Below are 17,357 nucleotides of genomic sequence, written 5' to 3'. Positions count from 1 at the left end.
TTGCAACCCCGGCGCCGGTTCGCGCATCCAAGCGCCACACCCGCTTTGGATCGCATCGCATGGACGCCCTGACCCGTCTTCGTTCTGTCCTCGCCGTCGCTGTGTTGGCGGCGGTCCCGTTCATGGCCACAGCGGCGCCGCCGCCCGAGCGCCTCAGCGTCGAGCAACTGCGGCAAGACCTGGACGTGGTTGCCGCTACTCTGCGCGAGCAGCACCCCGACATCGCCCATTCCATCGCGCCGGCCGAACTCGACCGCGCCCTGGCCGATCTGCGCCGCGACCTGCGCCGGCCGTTGACCCGCGAGCAGGCGTGGTTGCGCCTGGCCGAACTCAATCCGCGTCTGGCCGATGCGCATGTATCGATCGGTTACCCGGATTGGCGAGGTCTGGCCAAGGCGCAGCAAGCCGCGGGCCCTGGCTGGTTTCCGTTTGAGGTGCGGATCGACCCGGATACGCAGCAATTGTTCGTCGCCGCCGAACTCGGCGGCGGCGCCAGCGACCAGGCCCGCGCGCGGATCGTGCGCATCGACGGCGTCGACAGTCGCGTGGTGGTGCGCCGCCTGCTCAAGCTGGTGCACGGAGACACCCCGGCGTTTCGCGCGCGCCTGTTGCAGGACCGCTGGTTCTACTACTACTGGCGCGCCTACGGCGAGCCGGCGACGTTTCGGATCGTACTCGACCGCGCCGGCGCCAAGCCGCTGAGCGTGGCGGCGGCCAAGCGCACGCCCGCGGCGCTCGCCGTCGCGGACGATTTTGAGCGCAGCTTCCGCTTTGAGGTGCGTCCTGGTGGCGATGCGGTGCTGACCATAGCGAGCTTCGTCTGGCCCGACCGCGAGCGCTTCTTCGCCTTCACCGACGACGCGTTCGCCCGGATCAAGCGCGAAAGCGTGCGCCGCTTGCTGATCGACGTGCGCGACAACGGCGGCGGCGACGACGAACTGTGGACGCGCGGCATCCTGCGTCACATCGCGACCCGGCCGTACCGCACCGGTTCGACCTATCGCAAACGCGTGCTGGAGAAATTCCGCAGCGGCGATGAAGTGGTCGGGCAAGTGGTGCGCGGCGAGAAGACCAGCACGATCGAGCCCGAGCGCGACGACCCGCTGCATTTCGACGGCGAGCTGATCGTGCTGGTCGGCGCGGCGACGTATTCCTCATCGGTGTTGTTCGCCAACACCGTGCAGGATTACCGCTTCGGCCGCATCGCCGGCGCGCGCGGCGGGATCGTGCGCAGCCGCCAGAGCGGCAACGTGCAGGAAACGCGTTTGCCCAACAGTGACCTGCGCTTGTACTGGCCGCGGTTCGTGCTCGACCGGCCGCTGCCGCGCGATTCGATCTGGTTGCAGCCGGATGTGATCGTGCGCGATGACCCGTTCGATCCGGAGGCGGCCATCGCCGAGCTGCTGACGCCGCGCGCGGCGCCATAGCTCGGCGAACGGCTCGACCGATCAACCCGCGTCGAGCGGCGAAGCCGCCTCGGCGCGCGGTTCGACGACGACATCGGCGTCGCGCGATTTTTCCCGCCACAGCATGCTGCGCAACACCCCGTCGCGACGGATCAGCCCGTGGTACAGCGCCGCGGCCAGATGCAGCAGCACGGTCGCGAACAGCAGGTAAGCCAGGGTGCGATGCAACCAGCGCAGCGTCGCGAACACGCTGGCGTCGAACGGCGCGATCGGCGGCAGTCGCAGCCCCGCGCCGAGGTCGATCGGATAACCGCCGGCCGACAGCATCGCCCAGCCGATCAGCGGCAGCGACAGCATCAGCGCGTACAGCAGCCAGTGCGAGGCCTTGGCGGCGAAGCGTTGCAGCGGCGGCAGATCCGCGGGCAACGCCGGCGGTTTGTGCAGCAGCCGCAGCGCCAGCCGCAGCAGCGCCAGGATCAGGATCGCGATGCCCAGCGGTTTGTGCAGCGCCAGCAACCAGGTGTGCTTGTCCGACACGGTCGCGACCATGCCCGCGCCGACGAACAGCATGGTCAGGATCATGATCGCCATCAGCCAGTGCAGCACACGCGCGGGCAGGCGGAACATCTGCGGGTCGCGGTTCATCGGCGGGTCTCCTGCGGCGGGCGGCCGCCGGCCTGCGCTTGTTCGGCGGTGCGGCGGCGGTAGGAATCGGCGTACGCGGCCGAACGCGCCGGCAGCAGCGGATCGTCGGAGGCGGCGATGCCGTCGGGCAGGATCAGCGGGTCGTAGTTGATGTCGCGGCATTCGCCGGCGTCCTGCGCTTGCGCGCGTTCGATCACCACGCTGCCAGCGTCGATTTCGGCGCGGTCGGCCGGCCAGGTTTTGGTCGCGTCGTTGGTGGGATCGCCGGGCGCGGCCAGGGTCGCGAGCAAGCGCCAGCGCAGCGGGCCTTGGGTCAGGCGTTGGTTCAATTCGTTCGCCAACACGTCCTGGTCTTGCGCCGACAGCGGCGCGGCGGCCGCGCCGTTGTCGGGCGCCACCCGCCAACGCACCGCGTTGCGCTTGCCGTCGGCATCGATGAAATAGAACGCGTTGAGCCCGTAATAGCTTTCGGTGGCGTAGCTGGCCGAGGGTTTGCTGTCCTTGGCCCAGGCGCGGAACGCGGCGGTTTCCGGGTGCGCGGCGAAGAAGGCTTTCTGTTTGTCCGGGTTGGGTTTGCCGGTGGCCGGATCGGGCGCGCCGGCCTGCAGTTGTTCGAAGAACGCCTGCGGGGTGGCGACCGGAAACACCGGCATGTTGTTCATGCCGGTACGCCATTGCTGGCCGTCGGCCTGGGTCAGGCGCAGGGCGAAACTGCGGATCGGCACGCCGCCGTCGGGCGCGTACGGGTTGCCGCCGGGCAGGGCGAACCGGCCGACCAGGGGCGTGCTCGCGCCGGCGGCGAACAGGCCGGCGCGCGAGTAGGCCGCGGCGTTGCCGCTGCTGTCGAAGCGGCCGATCACGCACACGCCTTTGGCGTGGTTGCGCCGGTAGCCCGGATGCAAGCCGCCGTTGTTCTGCAGGTTGTCGACCAGCCGTTGTGGGGTCAGCCGTTGCGGGTCGAGGGGGCCGGCAACATAGCCGAACCCGGCCGCCAGGCCGGCGACGGCCAAGGCGATCAGGGCCCAGCGTCCCAGCGGACGCGGCGGCGCGGAAGAAGTGGGGGTATCGGGCGAGGGCATACGTGGCTCGGTTGGCTGCGATACCGGTACGACGCCCCGGGGCCGGGCTTATTCCCTGGAATCTGCCGATCGGATTTATTTGTTGGGCCGGGAATAAACTCAGGCCGGCGGCGTCCCACCCAGGACAGCCCACTCAGCCGGTTACCCGCCCATGTCCGCCAGCGAACTCGACGCCGCCCTGCGCGAACAACTGCCTGCCCTGCGCCGCTTCGCGCGCTGGCTGGCGCGCGATCCGCACGCCGCCGACGATCTGGTCCAGGCCGCGCTGGAGCGCGCGATCGTCGGCTGGAGCGGCCGCCGCGACGATCAGGCGCTGCGGCCGTGGTTGTTCTCCATCGTCTATCGCCAGTTCCTCGACGGCCAACGCCGCGCGCGCCGCTACGCCGGATTGCTCTCGCGCCTGGGCATCGGCGCGGCCGACAGCCAGCCCTCGGTCGAGCGCGAGCAGCTGGCGCGTTCCACCCTGGACGCGATGGCGCAGTTGCCGGTCGAGCAACGCAGCTTGCTGCTGTGGATCTCGGTCGAAGGCCTGAGCTATCGCGAAGTGGCCGAGATTCTTGAAGTGCCCATCGGCACGGTGATGTCGCGGCTGTCGCGCGCGCGGCAAGCGCTGCGCCGGCTCAGCGAAGGCGAAATCCTCGCGCCGCCGTTGAGGCTGCTGAAATGAGCCGCCGCCATTCGCCCATTGTCATGCGGCATCGCCGCCGTTGCTTCCTCACTCTTGCACACCCGCCGAGCGCTACATGAGCACGCCCCCGAGCGAACACGACCTGCACGCTTACGTCGACGGACGTCTGGACCCGGCGCGCCGCGCCGAAGTCGAGGCCTGGCTGGCGCGCGAACCCGAACGCCGCCAGGAGCTGTCGGCCTGGCAACGCGACGCGCAGCAACTGCGCGCGGCCCTGGCCGGGCAAACGCCCGAACCGGCGCCCGAACTCGACCCCGCACGTCTGCGCGCCGGCCTGACCCGCAAGCGCAACGCGCGCTACGCGATGGCCGCGGCGGTGCTGCTGAGCATCGGCGTCGGCGGCATCGGCGGCTGGCAGGCGCGCGAATGGAGCCGTCCGGCGGCGCCGCCGTCGATGCTGGCGACCGCGCCGATGGCCGACGCCATCGCCGCGCACCGCCTGTTCGCGGTGCGCCACGACCTGCGCCCGGACCGCGCCGCCGACCTGCAACCGTGGCTGGACGCGAACTTCCGCCAAGCGATGGCCTTGCCCGACCTCAGCGGCGCGGGCTTCAAACCGGTCGGCGCGCGCATGCTCGCCACCGACCAGGGCGCGGCGGCGTTGGTGGTGTACCAGGACGCCGCCGGCGAAGCGATCAGCTTCTACATCCGCCCGCCCGGCCCGCGCCGGCACATGCTCCCGCGCGGCGACCGCCGCGACGGCGATTTGCTGGCCCAGTACTGGTCGCGCGGCGGTTACAACTACGCGATGGTCAGCGCGGGCGACGATGCCAGCGCGGAGGCGGTGCGGCGGGCGTTGCAGGCGATTTGAGGCGGTGCGAAGTCGGTGGGTTTTCGGGATTTTGAATCGATCTCTGAATAGATTCCTGGATAGAAAAACATCAGGAAAATCAGATGCATTTCAGCTAAAAACCGACTGAAGTGAATAGATTGATGAATTGATTCAGGCGCAACGGTGCTGCAGGCGCTTTGCCAATCCGGCTACGGAAGACAGACCACCGCCAATGTCTCGATCCGCCCGCCCGCGCCCAAGTCCAGGCGCAGCCAGCACGTTTCGTCCTCGACGTAGTACTCGACCCGGCCGTCGACCGGCACGGGCGGCGCGCCGCGACCCAGGCGCGCGTGGGCCTGCACCAGCGTTTGCCCCGGGCATGCGCCCGAGGGCGTGCAGCGTTTGGGCGAGCTGCTGCTCAGGCCGGCGACATCGTCGCCGAAGAAGGTGACGTCCAGGCCGGGGTAACGAAAGACGTGTTCGTAAGAGTCGGCTTGGCCGGTGGTTTTGGTGGGCTTGCCCAGTTTCTTGCGCACCTGGGCCTGGCTGTCGCCGAGCTCGATGCCGGCGAACGACAGCTCGCTCAGCGCGATCTTGCCCGGGCGCGCGGGTTCGGCCGCGGCGAGCGCGGCGGGCAGCAGGCACAGCAACAACACAGCGCGTATCGGTCGCATACAGTCGTCCTTGTCGTGTCGATTCGGCCTCGCGTCGGTGGCGACGTCCATGCCGGTGCGGGCGTCGGCGCGCGCACGGTTGCATCGTACCGTCGGCGGCGCGGGTTTGGGCGATGCCGAAAAGAACGGGGCCGCTTTCGCGGCCCCGTTGGTTTCATGACGTTGGCAGCGGCGCTCAGGCCGCCCGCACGATCCGCAGCGGATTGGCGAATTCCTTCAACAGCTCCGCTTCGCGCGTCTTGGCCTTGTGCAAGTGATCTTCCTTGACGTGGCCGTAGCCGCGGATGTGTTCGGGCACGCTGGCGATTTCCGCGGCCAGATCGACGTTGCCGCCGTCGAGCTTGCCCAGCAATCCGCCGACGGTGTTCTCGTAGTCGGCGATCAGCTGGCGCTCCATCTTGCGCTCCTCGGTGTAGCCGAAGATGTCGAGCTTGCTGCCGCGCAGCTTGCGCAGCTTGGCCATCCACTTGAACGCGGTGAACACCCAGGGGCCGAACTCCTGCTTGATCAGGCGGCCTTGCGCGTCCTTCTTGGCCAGCAGCGGCGGGGCGAGGTGGAACTTGAGCTTGTAGTCGCCGTCGAACTGCTGCTCCAGCTTGCGCTGGAATTCGCCGCTGGTGTACAGGCGCGCGACTTCGTACTCGTCCTTGTAGGCCATCAGCTTGAAGAAGTACCGCGCGACCGCTTCGGCCAGATCGGTCGAACCCGGCGCGCGCTGTTGCTCGGCCGCGCGCACCTTGGCGACGAAGTCGGCGTAGCGCTTGGCGTAGGCGGCGTCCTGGTAGTCGGTGAGGAAGGCGACGCGGCGCGAGATGAGTTCGTCGAGCGAACGCGACAGGCGCAGGTCGTCCAGCGGCAGGAACGCGAGGTTGTCGCTCTCCGCCTGCGCCGGCACGTGGCGCAGTTCGTCTTCGTTGCGGGTCGCGCGCGGCGCCGAGGTCGCGCCCCATTCGTTGCCTTCCCACTCGCCCGGGGCCAGATGCGGCAGGTCGTGCGGGGTGGCTTCGGCGGCGGTCGGCACCTTGCGGGTGACGCCGGCGGCCTGCGCCACCGCTTGCGGGTCGATCGCGGCCAGGCGACCCCAGGCGAAGGCGGTCTTGTTCATTTCGATCGCCGCGCCGTTGAGTTCGACCGCGCGCATCAGCGCTTCCAGCGTGATCGGCACCAAGCTGCGCTGCCAGGCGTAGCCGAGGATGAACAGGTTGGTGGCGATGGCGTCGCCGAGCAGCGCGGTGGCGAGCTGGGTCGCATCGACCAGCAACGGGTCTTCGCCGCCCAGCGCCTGCTTGATCGCGGCGACGATGTCGGTGGCCGGGAACTGCATGTCCGGACGGGTGGTGAAGGTGCCCGGCATCGCTTCGTAGCTGTTGAGCACGACCTGGCTGCGGCCGGCGCGCACTTTCGACAGCGCCCAGTAGTCGTTGACTACGACCATGTCGCAGCCCAGCACCAGGTCGGCCTCGCCCGCGGCGATGCGCACCGCGTGGATGTCGGCCGGGGTCTTGGCGATGCGGATGTGGGTGGTGACCGCGCCGCCCTTCTGGGCCAGGCCGGTCTGATCGAGCACGCTGGCGCCCTTGCCTTCCAGGTGCCCGGCCATGCCGAGCAGCGCGCCGATGGTGACCACGCCGGTGCCGCCGACGCCGGTGATGAGGATGTTCCAGGGCTGATCCAGCGCCGGCAACGGCGGCAGCGGCAGGTTGTTCAGACGCTCCTTGGCCGAAGAGGCTTTCTTCTTCTTCAGCCCGCCGCCTTCGACGGTGACGAAGCTGGGGCAGAAGCCGTTGACGCAGGAATAGTCCTTGTTGCAGTTGGACTGGTCGATCTCGCGCTTGCGCCCGAACTCGGTTTCCTTCGGCAGCACCGACACGCAGAACGACTTCTTGCCGCAGTCGCCGCAGCCTTCGCAGACCAGCGAATTGACCATGACGCGCTTTTGCGGATCGACCATCTTGCCGCGCTTGCGCCGGCGGCGCTTTTCGGTGGCGCAGGTCTGATCGTAGATCAGCACGCTCACGCCCTTGGTTTCGCGCAGACGCTTCTGGATCGCGTCGAGTTCCTTGCGGTCGTGGAACTCCATGTCGCTGGGGAAGATCTCGCGCTTGCTCCACTTGGCGATGTCGTCGGACAGCAGGATGATCGTGTGCACGCCTTCCGAACGCACCTGATGGGCGATCTGCGGCACCGACAGGGTTCCGTCGACCGGCTGGCCGCCGGTCATCGCGACAGCGTCGTTGTAGAGAATCTTGTAGGTGATGTTGACGCCGGTGGCGACCGACTGGCGGATCGCCAGCGAGCCGCTGTGGAAATAGGTGCCGTCGCCGAGGTTCTGGAACACGTGCTCGGTTTCGGTGAACGCCGCCTGCCCCGACCAGGTCACGCCTTCGCCGCCCATGTGGGTGAAGGTGTTGGTGTCGCGGTCCATCCAGGTGACCATGTAATGGCAACCGATGCCGCCGAGCGCGCGCGAGCCTTCCGGCACCACCGTGGAGGTGTTGTGCGGGCAGCCGGAGCAGTAATGCGGCACCCGCGGGAACGAGGCGCGCGGCAGCGCCAGCTCGCTTTCCTTGGCTTCCATCCAGCGCAGCACGTTTTCCATCTGCTCGCTGTTGTGGAAGCGCTGGATCCGGCGCGCGATCACGCCGGCGATGCGCGCCGGGGTGAGCTCGCCGGTGGAGGGCAGGATCCACTCGCCGCTTTCGTCGTACTTGCCGACGATCGACGGGCGGCGCGCGCCGTCCCAGTTGTACATCGACTCCTTCATCTGGCTTTCGATGAAGGCGTGCTTTTCCTCGACCACGACGATGTCTTCCAGCCCCTGCGCGAACGCGCGCAGGCCGACCGGTTCCAGCGGCCAGGTCATGCCGACCTTGTACACGCGGATGCCCAGGTCCGAGCACGCGCGCTGATCCAGGCCCAGGTATTCCAGCGCCTGCAGCACGTCGAGGTAGCTCTTGCCGGTGGTGATGATGCCCAGCCGCGCGTTCGGCGAATCGATGACGATGCGGTCGATCTTGTTGGCCCGGGCGAACGCCTGCGCGGCCTTGACCGCGTACTGGTGCAGGCGCATTTCCTGATCCATCGGCGGATCGGGCCAGCGGATGCTCAGGCCGCCCGGCGGCAGGATGAAGTCGTCCGGGGTGATGATGTTCAGCGCCAACGGATTGACGTCGACCGAGGCCGAGGACTCCACCGTTTCGGCGATGGTCTTGAAGCCGACCCAGCGGCCGGTGTAGCGCGACATCGCCCAGCCGATCAGGCCCATGTCGAGGATGTCCTGGACGCCGGCCGGGTTGAGGATCGGCATCATCGCGCTGGTGAATTCGCCTTCCGAGCCGTGCGGCAGGGTCGAGGAGCGGCAGGCGTGATCGTCGGCGGCCAGCGCCAACACACCGCCGTACTTGCTGGTGCCGGCGGCGTTGGCGTGCTTGAGCACGTCGCCGGTGCGGTCCACGCCCGGGCCCTTGCCGTACCACATGCCGTACACGCCTTCGACCTTGGCGCCGGGGAACAGATTGGTCTGCTGGGTGCCCCAGACCATGGTCGCGCCGAGGTCTTCGTTGAGGCCCGGGGTGAACTTCACCCCCGCCGCTTCCAGGTGCTTGCGTGCGCGCCACAGTTCCAGATCGAAACCGCCCAGCGGCGAGCCGCGGTAGCCGGAGATGAAGCCGGCGGTGTTCAGGCCGGCGGCCTGATCGCGCAAGCGCTGCATCAGCGGCAGACGCACCAGCGCCTGCACGCCGGACAGATAGATGCGGCCCTCCTGACGGGTGTACTTGTGCTCGAGGGAATAATCTGGATCGAGGACGGAGTTGGTCAGGGACGTATTCGCCGACGAGGGCGAGCTGAGTTCTGCGGTGCTGGTCATGGCGGGCTCTCGCGGCGGTGCCGCGGGTGGGCTGGCGGGGATGGTTCTTCGATCCAGCTGGGCCGGCGGTGGCGCGCCGGGGACCGAGCAAAGACTCGGAATTATAGCAATCTGGCCGAATCGGGCCGCTAGACCGGCCCGGTGTGCCTTAAAGCACAGGCCCGGCGGGACCATACCGGCCCGGATTCGGCCGTGGGGTTTTATCCTGAACAGGCGGCGGCGCCCGGTCCGGCCGGGGGCGCGATGAAGTTCTTTCTGACCTGCGATGCCAACTGGGAATCGAAGATCAGCCACGCCCTTCGTTCGCTCGACAGCGAGCGGGCGCGAGTTCTTTCGCGAGCGTTGTTACGGCGAGGACTTGCAGGACATCGGCATCGTCTTGATGTGCCGCGATCCGGAACTGGCGTTCGTCCAGCGTAATCGCTACTACAAAGACCGCGCGGCCTTGAGCATGGACGTGAGTTCGATCTGCCGATGTTCATCGCCGCCACCCACGCGCAGCGACGGCGGTGGGTTCACGACGCGGTGCTGGCGGAGGTGCCGCGCATCATCGCCAAGAAGAAGCTCAAGCAGTTCGACCTGCCCGCGTTCGAAGCCGACCTGCGCGCCTATCTGAGTCAGTTGCTGAGCGAGGATGCGGGGCGTTTGGATGCTCTGGTGTTGGAACGGGCCACCGGTTACTGAAAACCCGCTCGCGCCTGCGGGCCCGGTTGCGGTGGCTTATGCGCCAGATGGCACATTTATCGGGCCACAGTTAGCATGACCGCGCGGCCGCGGGGAAAACGGCCAGGACTTCGCGCCGCCGGCAGCGTCCGGTTCGGCAGCGGGACGACTCAAGCACAGGGGGACATCGTGAAAATCACTTTGCTGGCCGGCGCGATCGCGCTGGCTTCGCTGCCGGCCATGGCCAAGGACAAGCTGATTCCGCTCGCCGCCGCCGATGCGGCCGCGCTCAAGGACAAGACCGTCGCGGTCACCTTCCATGAAGCGGCGGATTTCACCGCGATGACCGCGGGCAAGGCCACCCTGGGCTTGTTCGGCGGCTTGGCGATGATCAAGACCGGCAACGATCTGGTGAGCGAGAACGGCATCGCCGACCCGGCGATCCTGTTGCGGCAACAGCTCGGCGACGCGCTGCGCCAAACCTACGGCGCGCAGATCCGGCCGGTGGACGCTGCCGCGACCAAGGCCAAGAAGCCGAAGGAAATCGCCGCCGTCCACCCTGAGACCGATTACGTGCTGGATGTGCGTTCGGGCGGTTGGATGTATGCGTACTTCCCGACCGACTGGAACAGCTACCAGGTGGTGTATTCGGTCCAGGTGCAATTGGTGGCCAAGGACGGGCGGCAGGTCTCCAACGCGGCTTGCACCGCCAACACCAAGGCCAACACTAATCCGCCGAGCCGCGAGCAGCTGATCGCCAACGGCGCCCAGTTGCTCAAGGACTACACCGCCGCGCTGGGCTGGAACTGCTTGCAGATCCTGGCGACCAATCAGTTCATGGTGCCGCTGGAGAAGTTCGCTGGCGTGCCGCAGCCGTATGCAGGGTTGATCGCCAGCTTCACGCCGCAAGGGCAGGGGTCGGTCAAGGTCGCCAATGGCGGCACCGCGACGTCGACTGCGAAGGGGCCGGTGATTACTGCGCCGATCGCTGATGCGCATGTCGTCGCTACCGCGCCGATCGAAGTGGGCGAGGCGACTGAGGTTGCCGTGGCGGCGCCGGCATCCGCGGCCGCACCCGCGCCGGCGCCGCTTAGCGTCGAAGCTCCGGTCGCTCCGGTTGCTCAGGCTGTTGCGACTGCTCCGATCGTTTCGGCTGCCGCGGTCGCGCCTGTTGCGCCGGTCGCTTCGATGGTTCCGGCGGTCAAGACCGAAGTGCCGGTGCCTACGCCGGTCAAGTCGGTGGGCGATCGCTGATTCGATTCGTTTGCGAATCGGCCCGCGAGTGGGTCGGTTCGCTGCGGTGGCGTGTGCGTGTACTGTGAGTCGTCGACGAAGACTACGGCCGGGCCGATCAGAGCAAGATCAAAATGGGTTCCGGCTTTCGCCGGAATGACGGTCGGGTGGGTTGCGCGGTTCCAGCGGCGGGTGTTAGCGCCGCTTGGCGAGCATGGTTCGCTCGGCTCTACTCGACCGGCACGGCTAGATCAGTCCAGTTCGATTAGTCCAGTTCGATTAGTCGAGCTCAGCGCGCGTCAGCAGATCGCGGATCTGCGCGTCGTCGCGGAACACCGCCTGCATCGCCGCGCCGAGGGCTTGCAGCGCCTCGCGCGAACCTTGTGCGGAGAACATGCCGGCTTCCGAGTCGAACGAAAGCTGCGCCTGCCATTGCGGCAGGCGTTCGGCGACGACGACTTGCGCGAGCGAGTTCCAGTCGTAGCCGTTGCCGCTCCAGCCGTCCTCGCCGAGCTCTTCGAACACGGCGAACTTCGCCGCCATGTGCTCGTCGGTCAGCAGCAGCGAGCGATAGCCGCCGCGGTCCATCAGGATGAAGGGCGCGTAGGTGCTGCGGTCGGTGCGGTCGGTATCGTCCATGAGTCGTGTTCCTTCAGGCGGTGGTCGCGGCCGATGCTATACGGCGTGGGCGACGGTTGCCATCGCGGAACGACGCAGTTCAAGCCTCGCCGGCGATCCAGCTGCCGCGCACGTTCAGCGCATCGTCCAGCACCACCAGATCGGCGCGATACCCCGGTGCGATCCGTCCCAGCTCATGGCCCAGGCCGAGGAATTCGGCCGGGTAGGTCGAAGCCATGCGGCAGGCTTCCTCCAGCGGCAAACCCAGCCGCCGCACGCTGTTGCGCACGGCCGTGGCCATGTCCAGCGAGGAGCCGGCCAGGGTGCCGCTGGCGGTGGTGCATTTGCCGTCGCGGCAGGTCATGGTTTCGCCGTACAGCACGAAGTCTTCGCTGTCGCCGCCGACCGGCGGCATCGCGTCGGTCACCAGCATGATCTTGCCGCGCGGCTTGGCCGCGATGGCGATGCGCAGCGAGGCGTCGTGCACGTGTTCGCCGTCGACGATCACCCCGCACCACGCGTTCGGGTCTTCGATGCAGGCGCCGACGCCGCCGGGTTCGCGGCTGCCCAGCGGGGTCATCGCGTTGTAGAGGTGGGTCACCCCGCGCACGCCATTGGCGAACGCCGAGCGCAGGCGGTCGTAGTCGGCGGCGGTGTGGCCGGCGCAGACCAATACACCGCGCGCGGCCAGCGCTTGCAGGGTGTCGTCGCCGAAACGCTCCGGCGCGAGCGTCAGCATGGTCTTGCCGACGCCGAGCGAGGCGATCAGATCGAGTTCGTCCGCGCCCGGGGTATGGAATTTGTCCGGGTCGTGCACGCCCTTGCGCGCCGCCGCCAGATACGGGCCTTCCAGGTGGATGCCGAGAATCCCGGGGACGTTCTGCGCGATCGCCTCGCGCACCGCGGCGATGGCGCGGACCATCACCGCGACGTCGTCGCTGATCAGGGTCGGCATCATCGCGGTGGTGCCGAACTTGCGGTGCGCCTGCATGATCCGGCGCAGGCCGTCGACCGTGGGCGCGTCGTTGAACAACACGTCGCCGCCGCCGTTGACCTGGGTGTCGATGAAGCCGGGCACCAGATAACGGCCTTGCAGATCGACCGTGCGCGCGCCGGCCGGCGCCGGGCCGGGCAGCACCGCGACGATGTGCGCGTCCTCGACGATCACGCTCAGGTCCGATTCGAACCCGCGCTCGCTGAGCACGCGGCCGTTGACGAAGGCGGTGGCGGACATGGCGATGCTTCCTCAGACCGTCTCGGTGACTTTGTTCAAATGCGGCGGCAGGTCCGGGTTGTGCCCGCGCGCCACCGACAGCGCGTTGACCGCCTTGTAGAAGCTGGCCACGGTGATCAGCGGCGTCATCGCCGGATGCACTGAGCGCGCCAGCGGCAACGCATCGCCGCCGTGGATGCCCGGCGCGGCCAGCCACACCGGCGCGCCGCGCTGGCGGAACTCGCGCGCCACCGCGACGGTGCTGTCGCCGGTGCCGTCGTCCTGGGCGAAGGCCAGCACCGGGAAGCCAGGGCCGACGATCGCCATCGGCCCGTGCTTGACCTCGGCGCTGCTGAACGCCTCGGCGTGCAGGCCGCAGGTTTCCTTGAACTTGAGCGCGGCTTCCTGCGCCGCGCCCAGGCCCAGACCGCGGCCGAGCACGAACAGATTGCGCGCATCGACCAGGCCGTCCACCAGCGGCGACCAATCCTGGCGGGTCGCATCGCGCAGCGCGGCGGGCAGGGCGTGCACGGCGTTGAACAGGCCGGCGTCGTTGCTCCAGCGCGCGCTCAGTTGCAGCAGCGCGGCCAGTGAACACAGATAGCTCTTGGTCGCCGCGACGCTGGTTTCCGGGCCGGCGTGCAGGCCGAGCACGGTGTCGGCCAGCTGCGCCAGCGGCGAGTCGAGCACGTTGACCAGCGCCACCACGTGGGCGCCGGCGGCCTTGGCGATTTCGGCGTTGCGCAGCAAGTCCGGGCTTTTGCCCGACTGCGAGATCGCCACGAACAACGCGCCTTCCAGCTTGGGCTTGACCGCATACACCGAACCCACCGACGGCGAGGCCGAGGCGGTGACCAGACCCAACTGGGTTTCGAACAAATACTTGCCGTAGGTAGCGGCGTGATCGGAGCTGCCGCGCGCGCAGGTGACGATGAAGCGCGGCGGCTGTTTGCGCAGGCGCTCGACCAACTCATCGACGATATCGACGTTCGCCGCGAACTGGCGGGCGACCGCGTCGCCGGCTTCGTCGGCTTCGGCGTACATGCGCGTGCTTGTTGCGTCCAGCAAAGTGTCGGTGGTCACGGAGTGGTTTCGCTCTGCAGTTCGGCGACGAAGTCGTAGGCGTCGCCACGGTAGAAGGATCGGGTGAACTCGACGACGCGGCCGTCGTCGAGGAAGGTGCGGCGTTCGATGAACAATCCGGGCGCGCCTTCGGGCAGATTCATCAGGCGCGCCTGCTCGGCGTCGAAGGCGATCGCGCGCAGGCGTTGCAGCGCGCGGGTGGGGCGGATGCCGAGTTTGGCGAAGGCTTCGTACAGCGAGTTCTCAACCAGCGCCGGATCGGGCATCACCGCCAACGGAACCACCGTGCGTTCGAGCGCGAGCGCCATGTTGTCGGCGGTGCGCAAGCGGTAGTAACGGATCACCTGCGCGCCGGGCGACAGGTTCAGCGCCATCGCTTCTTCCGGGGTGACCTCGCCGACGCCGCGTTCGATGAAGGTCGAGCGCGGGTCCAGCCCGCGCGCGCGCAGGTCGTCGGTGAAGCTGGTCAGGCGCGAGAACGATTTGACGATGCGCTCGGCGACGAAGGTGCCGGCGCCCTGGCGCTGCACCAGCATCCCGTCCTCGACCAGCCCGGCGATGGCCTTGCGCACGGTCACCCGCGACAGGTCCAGCAGCTTGCCGATCTCGCGCTCGCCGGGCAGGGCCTGGCCGGCGGTCAGCTCGCCGTTCTCGATCGCGTGCTGCAGGGTCCGGCGCAGGTGCTGATAGGCCGGCGCGCGGCGCGCGTCGGACTGGCGGCGGAATTCGCTTTCCAGATAGGCCTGCATGGCAAAAAGATACCAGTCGCAGACCATTGACGGCAACAAAGGCCTGTAACCCAAATGTAACTAATTGATTTATGGTTTATTTGCCGGACTGGTATCTTACTGGTATCTTTGCTGGTATGGTTCCACTCAGACCTGTCCGAGCCCGTCCATGAGCGTCTATTCCGTGCCGACCTCTTCGCAAGCCCCGCATCTGCAGCCGTTGGCGCCGTTCGATCTGGTGATTTTCGGCGGCACCGGCGACCTCGCCCTGCGCAAGCTGCTGCCGGCGCTGTTCCACCGTTACGCCGACGGCCAGATCGTCGCTGGCACCCGCATCGTCGGCATCGCCCGCGACGAACGCAGCGATGAGGACTACCGCGACAAGGTCCGCGCCGCGCTGCGCAACTTCGCCGGCGACCAGGCCCAGCGCGCCGACTTGCTCGACGGCTTCCTGGCGCTGCTGCTGTACCGCCGCCTGGACCTGAGCTCGGACAACGGCTGGCCGGAGTTCTCGGCCGAATTCGCCGACGGCGAACGGGTGCGGGTGTTCTATCTTGCGGTCGGCCCGGATCTGTTTGGCGTGGTCGCCGATCGTTTGCAGTCGCATGGCTTGGTCAATCCCAAGACCCGGGTGGTGGTGGAAAAGCCGCTGGGCAAGGACGGGGTCAGCGCCGATGCGATCAACGACGCGCTGGCGCGGGTGTTCAACGAAACCCAGATCTACCGCATCGACCATTACCTGGGCAAAGAAACGGTGCAGAACCTGACCGCGCTGCGTTTCAGCAACGCGCTGTTCGAACCGTTGTGGAAGGCCGAGCACATCGACCACGTGCAGATCACCGTGGCCGAAACCGTCGGCGTGGAATCGCGCGCGCCGTACTACGACAAATCCGGCGCGCTGCGCGACATGGTCCAGAACCATCTGTTGCAGCTGCTGTGCCTGGTGGCGATGGAGCCGCCGTCCTCGCTCGCCGCCGATGCGATCCGCGACGAAAAACTGAAAGTGCTGCGCGCGCTGCGCCCGATCCTCAACGGCAACGCCGCCCAGTCCACCGTCCGCGGCCAGTACAAGGCCGGCGCGGTCGACGGCACCGCGGTGCCGGGGTATGCGCAAGAGTTGGGCGCGCAGTCGCTCACCGAAACCTTCGTCGCGCTCAAGGCCGAGGTCAAAAACTGGCGCTGGGCCGGGGTGCCGTTCTACCTGCGCACCGGCAAGCGTCTGGGCGAGCGGGTTTCGGAAATCGTGGTGACCTTCCGCCAGGTGCCGCATTCGATCTTCGAAGACCTGACCGAACAAGACCCGTCCAGCCGCCTGCAACCCAACAAGCTGGTGCTGCGGTTGCAGCCCGATGAGGGCGTGAAGCTGTGGCTGATGAACAAGGTGCCCGGCCCCGGCGGCCTGCGTTTGCGCCACGTGCCCTTGGACATGAGTTTCGCCGCGGCCTTCGGCGGCCGTCAGGCCGACGCTTACGAGCGTCTGCTGATGGACGTGGTGCGCGGCAATCCGATGTTGTTCATGCGCCGCGACGAAGTCGACGCGGCCTGGAAGTGGATCGACCCGATCCGCGCCGCCTGGGCCGCCAGCGCCGAGGCGCCGCGTCCTTACACGGCCGGCAGTTGGGGGCCGAGCGCCGCGGTGGCGCTGATCGAACGCGATGGGAGAACGTGGCATGAAGATGCAGGCTGAGCTGAAAGTGATCGAACCCTTGCCGCTGCCGTTGCACGAGCGCCTGTTCGACGACGCCGAACAGCTCGCCCAGGCGCTGGCCAAACAAGTGGCCGCGGATTTGCGCGGCGCGTTGGCGCGGCACGGCGAGGCATGCATCGCGCTGTCGGGCGGCAACACGCCCAAGCGTTTCTTCCAGGTGCTGTCCACGCAAACCCTGGATTGGGCGCGGGTGACGGTGCTGCCGGTCGACGAGCGCTGGTTGCCGCCGGAGCATCCGCGTTCCAACGAACGTCTGCTGCGCGAGCATCTGTTCCAGAACAACGCCGCCGCCGCGCGCCTGCTGCCGATGTACCGGCCGACGCCGACGCCGGAAATGGCGCTGATGCCGGTGCTGACCAAGATCGCCAACGAAGGCCTGCCGCTGGACGTGGTGGTGCTGGGCATGGGCGAGGACGGTCACGTGGCCTCGCTGTTCCCGGACTTGGGTTACGACAATCCCGCGCTGCGCGAGATCGGCTTGCAGCCGCGCGGCCGCGCGCCGGTGATGTCGATCCGCACCGCGGCGATGCCCGAGCCGCGCATGACCTTGACCTTGAGCGCGATCTTCACCGCGCCGGCGATCTATCTGCACATCGAAGGCGACAAGAAGCGGGCGGTGCTGGACGGCGCGCAGCGCGATCCGCGCAGCGCGTTGCCGGTCCGTTCGGTGCTCAGCGGCGCGCCGTCGGCGCCGACGTTGTACTGGAGTCCTTGATTCGTTGAGGTTCGCGGCCGCTGTGGTGTTTGGACCGCGAACCCGTCCCAGATTCGTTTTTTCGGCGCCCGCCGCATTCTTGGGCGCCATGACAGCCAGACCAGAGCTCCCTCCCCTCCCAGCTTCGGTCTTTGCTGTCGCCCCCTTTAGCACAGGGGGCCACGCCGCGTAGCGGCGTGGGGGGATTTGCTTTTGCCTTTGCTTCTTAGGAAGGTGTAGGAAGAGCGAATCCCCCCTAACCCCCCTTTTTCAAAGGGGGGAACT

General features: G+C 67.8%; 15 protein-coding genes. 7 read left to right on the top strand and 8 right to left on the bottom strand.

Going from position 1 to position 17,357, the window contains the following annotated elements; genetic code table 11:
* The first annotated feature begins 59 nt into the window (after window positions 1–59).
* A complete protein-coding gene (locus V7787_RS11880; RefSeq protein ID WP_336088376.1) occupies window positions 60–1,427 on the top strand; it encodes a S41 family peptidase in 1,368 nt (455 codons plus the stop codon).
* Between the two features lie 21 nt (window positions 1,428–1,448).
* On the opposite strand, the gene V7787_RS11875 is transcribed toward V7787_RS11880, so the two are convergent.
* Window positions 1,449–2,051 carry a cytochrome b gene (locus V7787_RS11875; protein WP_336088374.1) on the bottom strand — a complete coding sequence of 201 codons (603 nt, stop codon included), beginning with the start codon at window positions 2,049–2,051 and terminating at the stop codon, window positions 1,449–1,451.
* Window positions 2,048–3,130 (bottom strand): catalase family peroxidase, encoded by a 1,083-nt coding sequence (locus V7787_RS11870; RefSeq protein WP_336088372.1) that lies wholly within the window; start codon window positions 3,128–3,130, stop codon window positions 2,048–2,050. The genes V7787_RS11875 and V7787_RS11870 overlap by 4 nt, the downstream gene beginning before the upstream one ends.
* Before the next feature lie 151 nt (window positions 3,131–3,281).
* Between V7787_RS11870 and V7787_RS11865 the strand changes: the two genes are divergently transcribed.
* Both V7787_RS11865 and V7787_RS11860 read left to right on the top strand, forming a co-directional pair.
* Complete coding sequence (locus V7787_RS11865) at window positions 3,282–3,797, top strand: RNA polymerase sigma factor (RefSeq protein ID WP_336088370.1); 516 nt, start codon at window positions 3,282–3,284, stop codon at window positions 3,795–3,797.
* Window positions 3,798–3,873: 76 nt separating this feature from the next.
* Window positions 3,874–4,629, top strand: coding sequence for an anti-sigma factor family protein (locus V7787_RS11860; protein WP_336088369.1), 756 nt, complete (start codon window positions 3,874–3,876; stop codon window positions 4,627–4,629).
* 170 nt (window positions 4,630–4,799) lie between these two features.
* Here V7787_RS11860 and V7787_RS11855 read toward each other — a convergent pair whose 3' ends face one another.
* Together V7787_RS11855 and V7787_RS11850 are read right to left on the bottom strand one after the other, a co-directional pair.
* Window positions 4,800–5,264, bottom strand: coding sequence for a hypothetical protein (locus tag V7787_RS11855; protein ID WP_336088368.1), 465 nt, complete (start codon window positions 5,262–5,264; stop codon window positions 4,800–4,802).
* 175 nt (window positions 5,265–5,439) lie between these two features.
* Window positions 5,440–9,132 (bottom strand): indolepyruvate ferredoxin oxidoreductase family protein, encoded by a 3,693-nt coding sequence (locus V7787_RS11850; RefSeq protein WP_336088367.1) that lies wholly within the window; start codon window positions 9,130–9,132, stop codon window positions 5,440–5,442.
* Between the two features lie 474 nt (window positions 9,133–9,606).
* On the opposite strand from V7787_RS11850, the gene V7787_RS11845 reads away from it, so the two are divergent.
* Both V7787_RS11845 and V7787_RS11840 read left to right on the top strand, forming a co-directional pair.
* Window positions 9,607–9,816 (top strand): hypothetical protein, encoded by a 210-nt coding sequence (locus V7787_RS11845; protein WP_336088365.1) that lies wholly within the window; start codon window positions 9,607–9,609, stop codon window positions 9,814–9,816.
* 168 nt (window positions 9,817–9,984) lie between these two features.
* Window positions 9,985–11,049 (top strand): hypothetical protein, encoded by a 1,065-nt coding sequence (locus V7787_RS11840; protein ID WP_336088363.1) that lies wholly within the window; start codon window positions 9,985–9,987, stop codon window positions 11,047–11,049.
* Between the two features lie 258 nt (window positions 11,050–11,307).
* Here V7787_RS11840 and V7787_RS11835 read toward each other — a convergent pair whose 3' ends face one another.
* From V7787_RS11835 to V7787_RS11820, 4 genes are all read right to left on the bottom strand, one after another.
* Window positions 11,308–11,667 carry an Imm51 family immunity protein gene (locus V7787_RS11835; protein WP_336088362.1) on the bottom strand — a complete coding sequence of 120 codons (360 nt, stop codon included), beginning with the start codon at window positions 11,665–11,667 and terminating at the stop codon, window positions 11,308–11,310.
* Window positions 11,668–11,746: 79 nt separating this feature from the next.
* A complete protein-coding gene (nagA, locus tag V7787_RS11830) occupies window positions 11,747–12,880 on the bottom strand; it encodes an N-acetylglucosamine-6-phosphate deacetylase (RefSeq protein WP_336088361.1) in 1,134 nt (377 codons plus the stop codon).
* A 12-nt stretch (window positions 12,881–12,892) separates the two neighbouring features.
* On the bottom strand, window positions 12,893–13,942 hold the full coding sequence (locus V7787_RS11825) for an SIS domain-containing protein (RefSeq protein ID WP_336088360.1): 1,050 nt from the start codon (window positions 13,940–13,942) through the stop codon (window positions 12,893–12,895).
* Entirely contained in the window at window positions 13,939–14,691 is a 753-nt protein-coding gene (locus tag V7787_RS11820; protein WP_336088359.1) for a GntR family transcriptional regulator, read from the bottom strand. The genes V7787_RS11825 and V7787_RS11820 overlap by 4 nt, the downstream gene beginning before the upstream one ends.
* 148 nt (window positions 14,692–14,839) lie before the next feature.
* On the opposite strand from V7787_RS11820, the gene zwf reads away from it, so the two are divergent.
* Window positions 14,840–16,357: a glucose-6-phosphate dehydrogenase gene (gene zwf / locus V7787_RS11815; RefSeq protein ID WP_336088358.1), complete on the top strand. Its 1,518-nt coding sequence runs from the start codon at window positions 14,840–14,842 to the stop codon at window positions 16,355–16,357.
* Window positions 16,341–17,093 (top strand): 6-phosphogluconolactonase, encoded by a 753-nt coding sequence (pgl, locus tag V7787_RS11810; RefSeq protein ID WP_336088357.1) that lies wholly within the window; start codon window positions 16,341–16,343, stop codon window positions 17,091–17,093. The genes zwf and pgl overlap by 17 nt, the downstream gene beginning before the upstream one ends.
* The last annotated feature ends 264 nt before the right edge of the window (window positions 17,094–17,357 follow it).

This window comes from Pseudomonas sp. CGJS7 (assembly GCF_036961695.1).
This window is presented reverse-complemented; position numbering and strand designations above follow the sequence as displayed.

Excerpts from the sequence above, each read along its gene's own strand:
- V7787_RS11835 (WP_336088362.1), bottom strand. The coding sequence starts at position 11,667 with ATGGACGATACCGACCGCACCGACCGCAGCACCTACGCGCCCTTCATC.
- V7787_RS11870 (WP_336088372.1), bottom strand. The coding sequence starts at position 3,130 with ATGCCCTCGCCCGATACCCCCACTTCTTCCGCGCCGCCGCGTCCGCTG.
- V7787_RS11865 (WP_336088370.1), top strand. The coding sequence starts at position 3,282 with ATGTCCGCCAGCGAACTCGACGCCGCCCTGCGCGAACAACTGCCTGCC.
- V7787_RS11820 (WP_336088359.1), bottom strand. The coding sequence starts at position 14,691 with ATGCAGGCCTATCTGGAAAGCGAATTCCGCCGCCAGTCCGACGCGCGC.
- nagA (WP_336088361.1), bottom strand. The coding sequence starts at position 12,880 with ATGTCCGCCACCGCCTTCGTCAACGGCCGCGTGCTCAGCGAGCGCGGG.
- zwf (WP_336088358.1), top strand. The coding sequence starts at position 14,840 with ATGAGCGTCTATTCCGTGCCGACCTCTTCGCAAGCCCCGCATCTGCAG.
- V7787_RS11860 (WP_336088369.1), top strand. The coding sequence starts at position 3,874 with ATGAGCACGCCCCCGAGCGAACACGACCTGCACGCTTACGTCGACGGA.
- V7787_RS11845 (WP_336088365.1), top strand. The coding sequence starts at position 9,607 with ATGTTCATCGCCGCCACCCACGCGCAGCGACGGCGGTGGGTTCACGAC.
- pgl (WP_336088357.1), top strand. The coding sequence starts at position 16,341 with ATGAAGATGCAGGCTGAGCTGAAAGTGATCGAACCCTTGCCGCTGCCG.
- V7787_RS11850 (WP_336088367.1), bottom strand. The coding sequence starts at position 9,132 with ATGACCAGCACCGCAGAACTCAGCTCGCCCTCGTCGGCGAATACGTCC.
- V7787_RS11880 (WP_336088376.1), top strand. The coding sequence starts at position 60 with ATGGACGCCCTGACCCGTCTTCGTTCTGTCCTCGCCGTCGCTGTGTTG.
- V7787_RS11875 (WP_336088374.1), bottom strand. The coding sequence starts at position 2,051 with ATGAACCGCGACCCGCAGATGTTCCGCCTGCCCGCGCGTGTGCTGCAC.
- V7787_RS11855 (WP_336088368.1), bottom strand. The coding sequence starts at position 5,264 with ATGCGACCGATACGCGCTGTGTTGTTGCTGTGCCTGCTGCCCGCCGCG.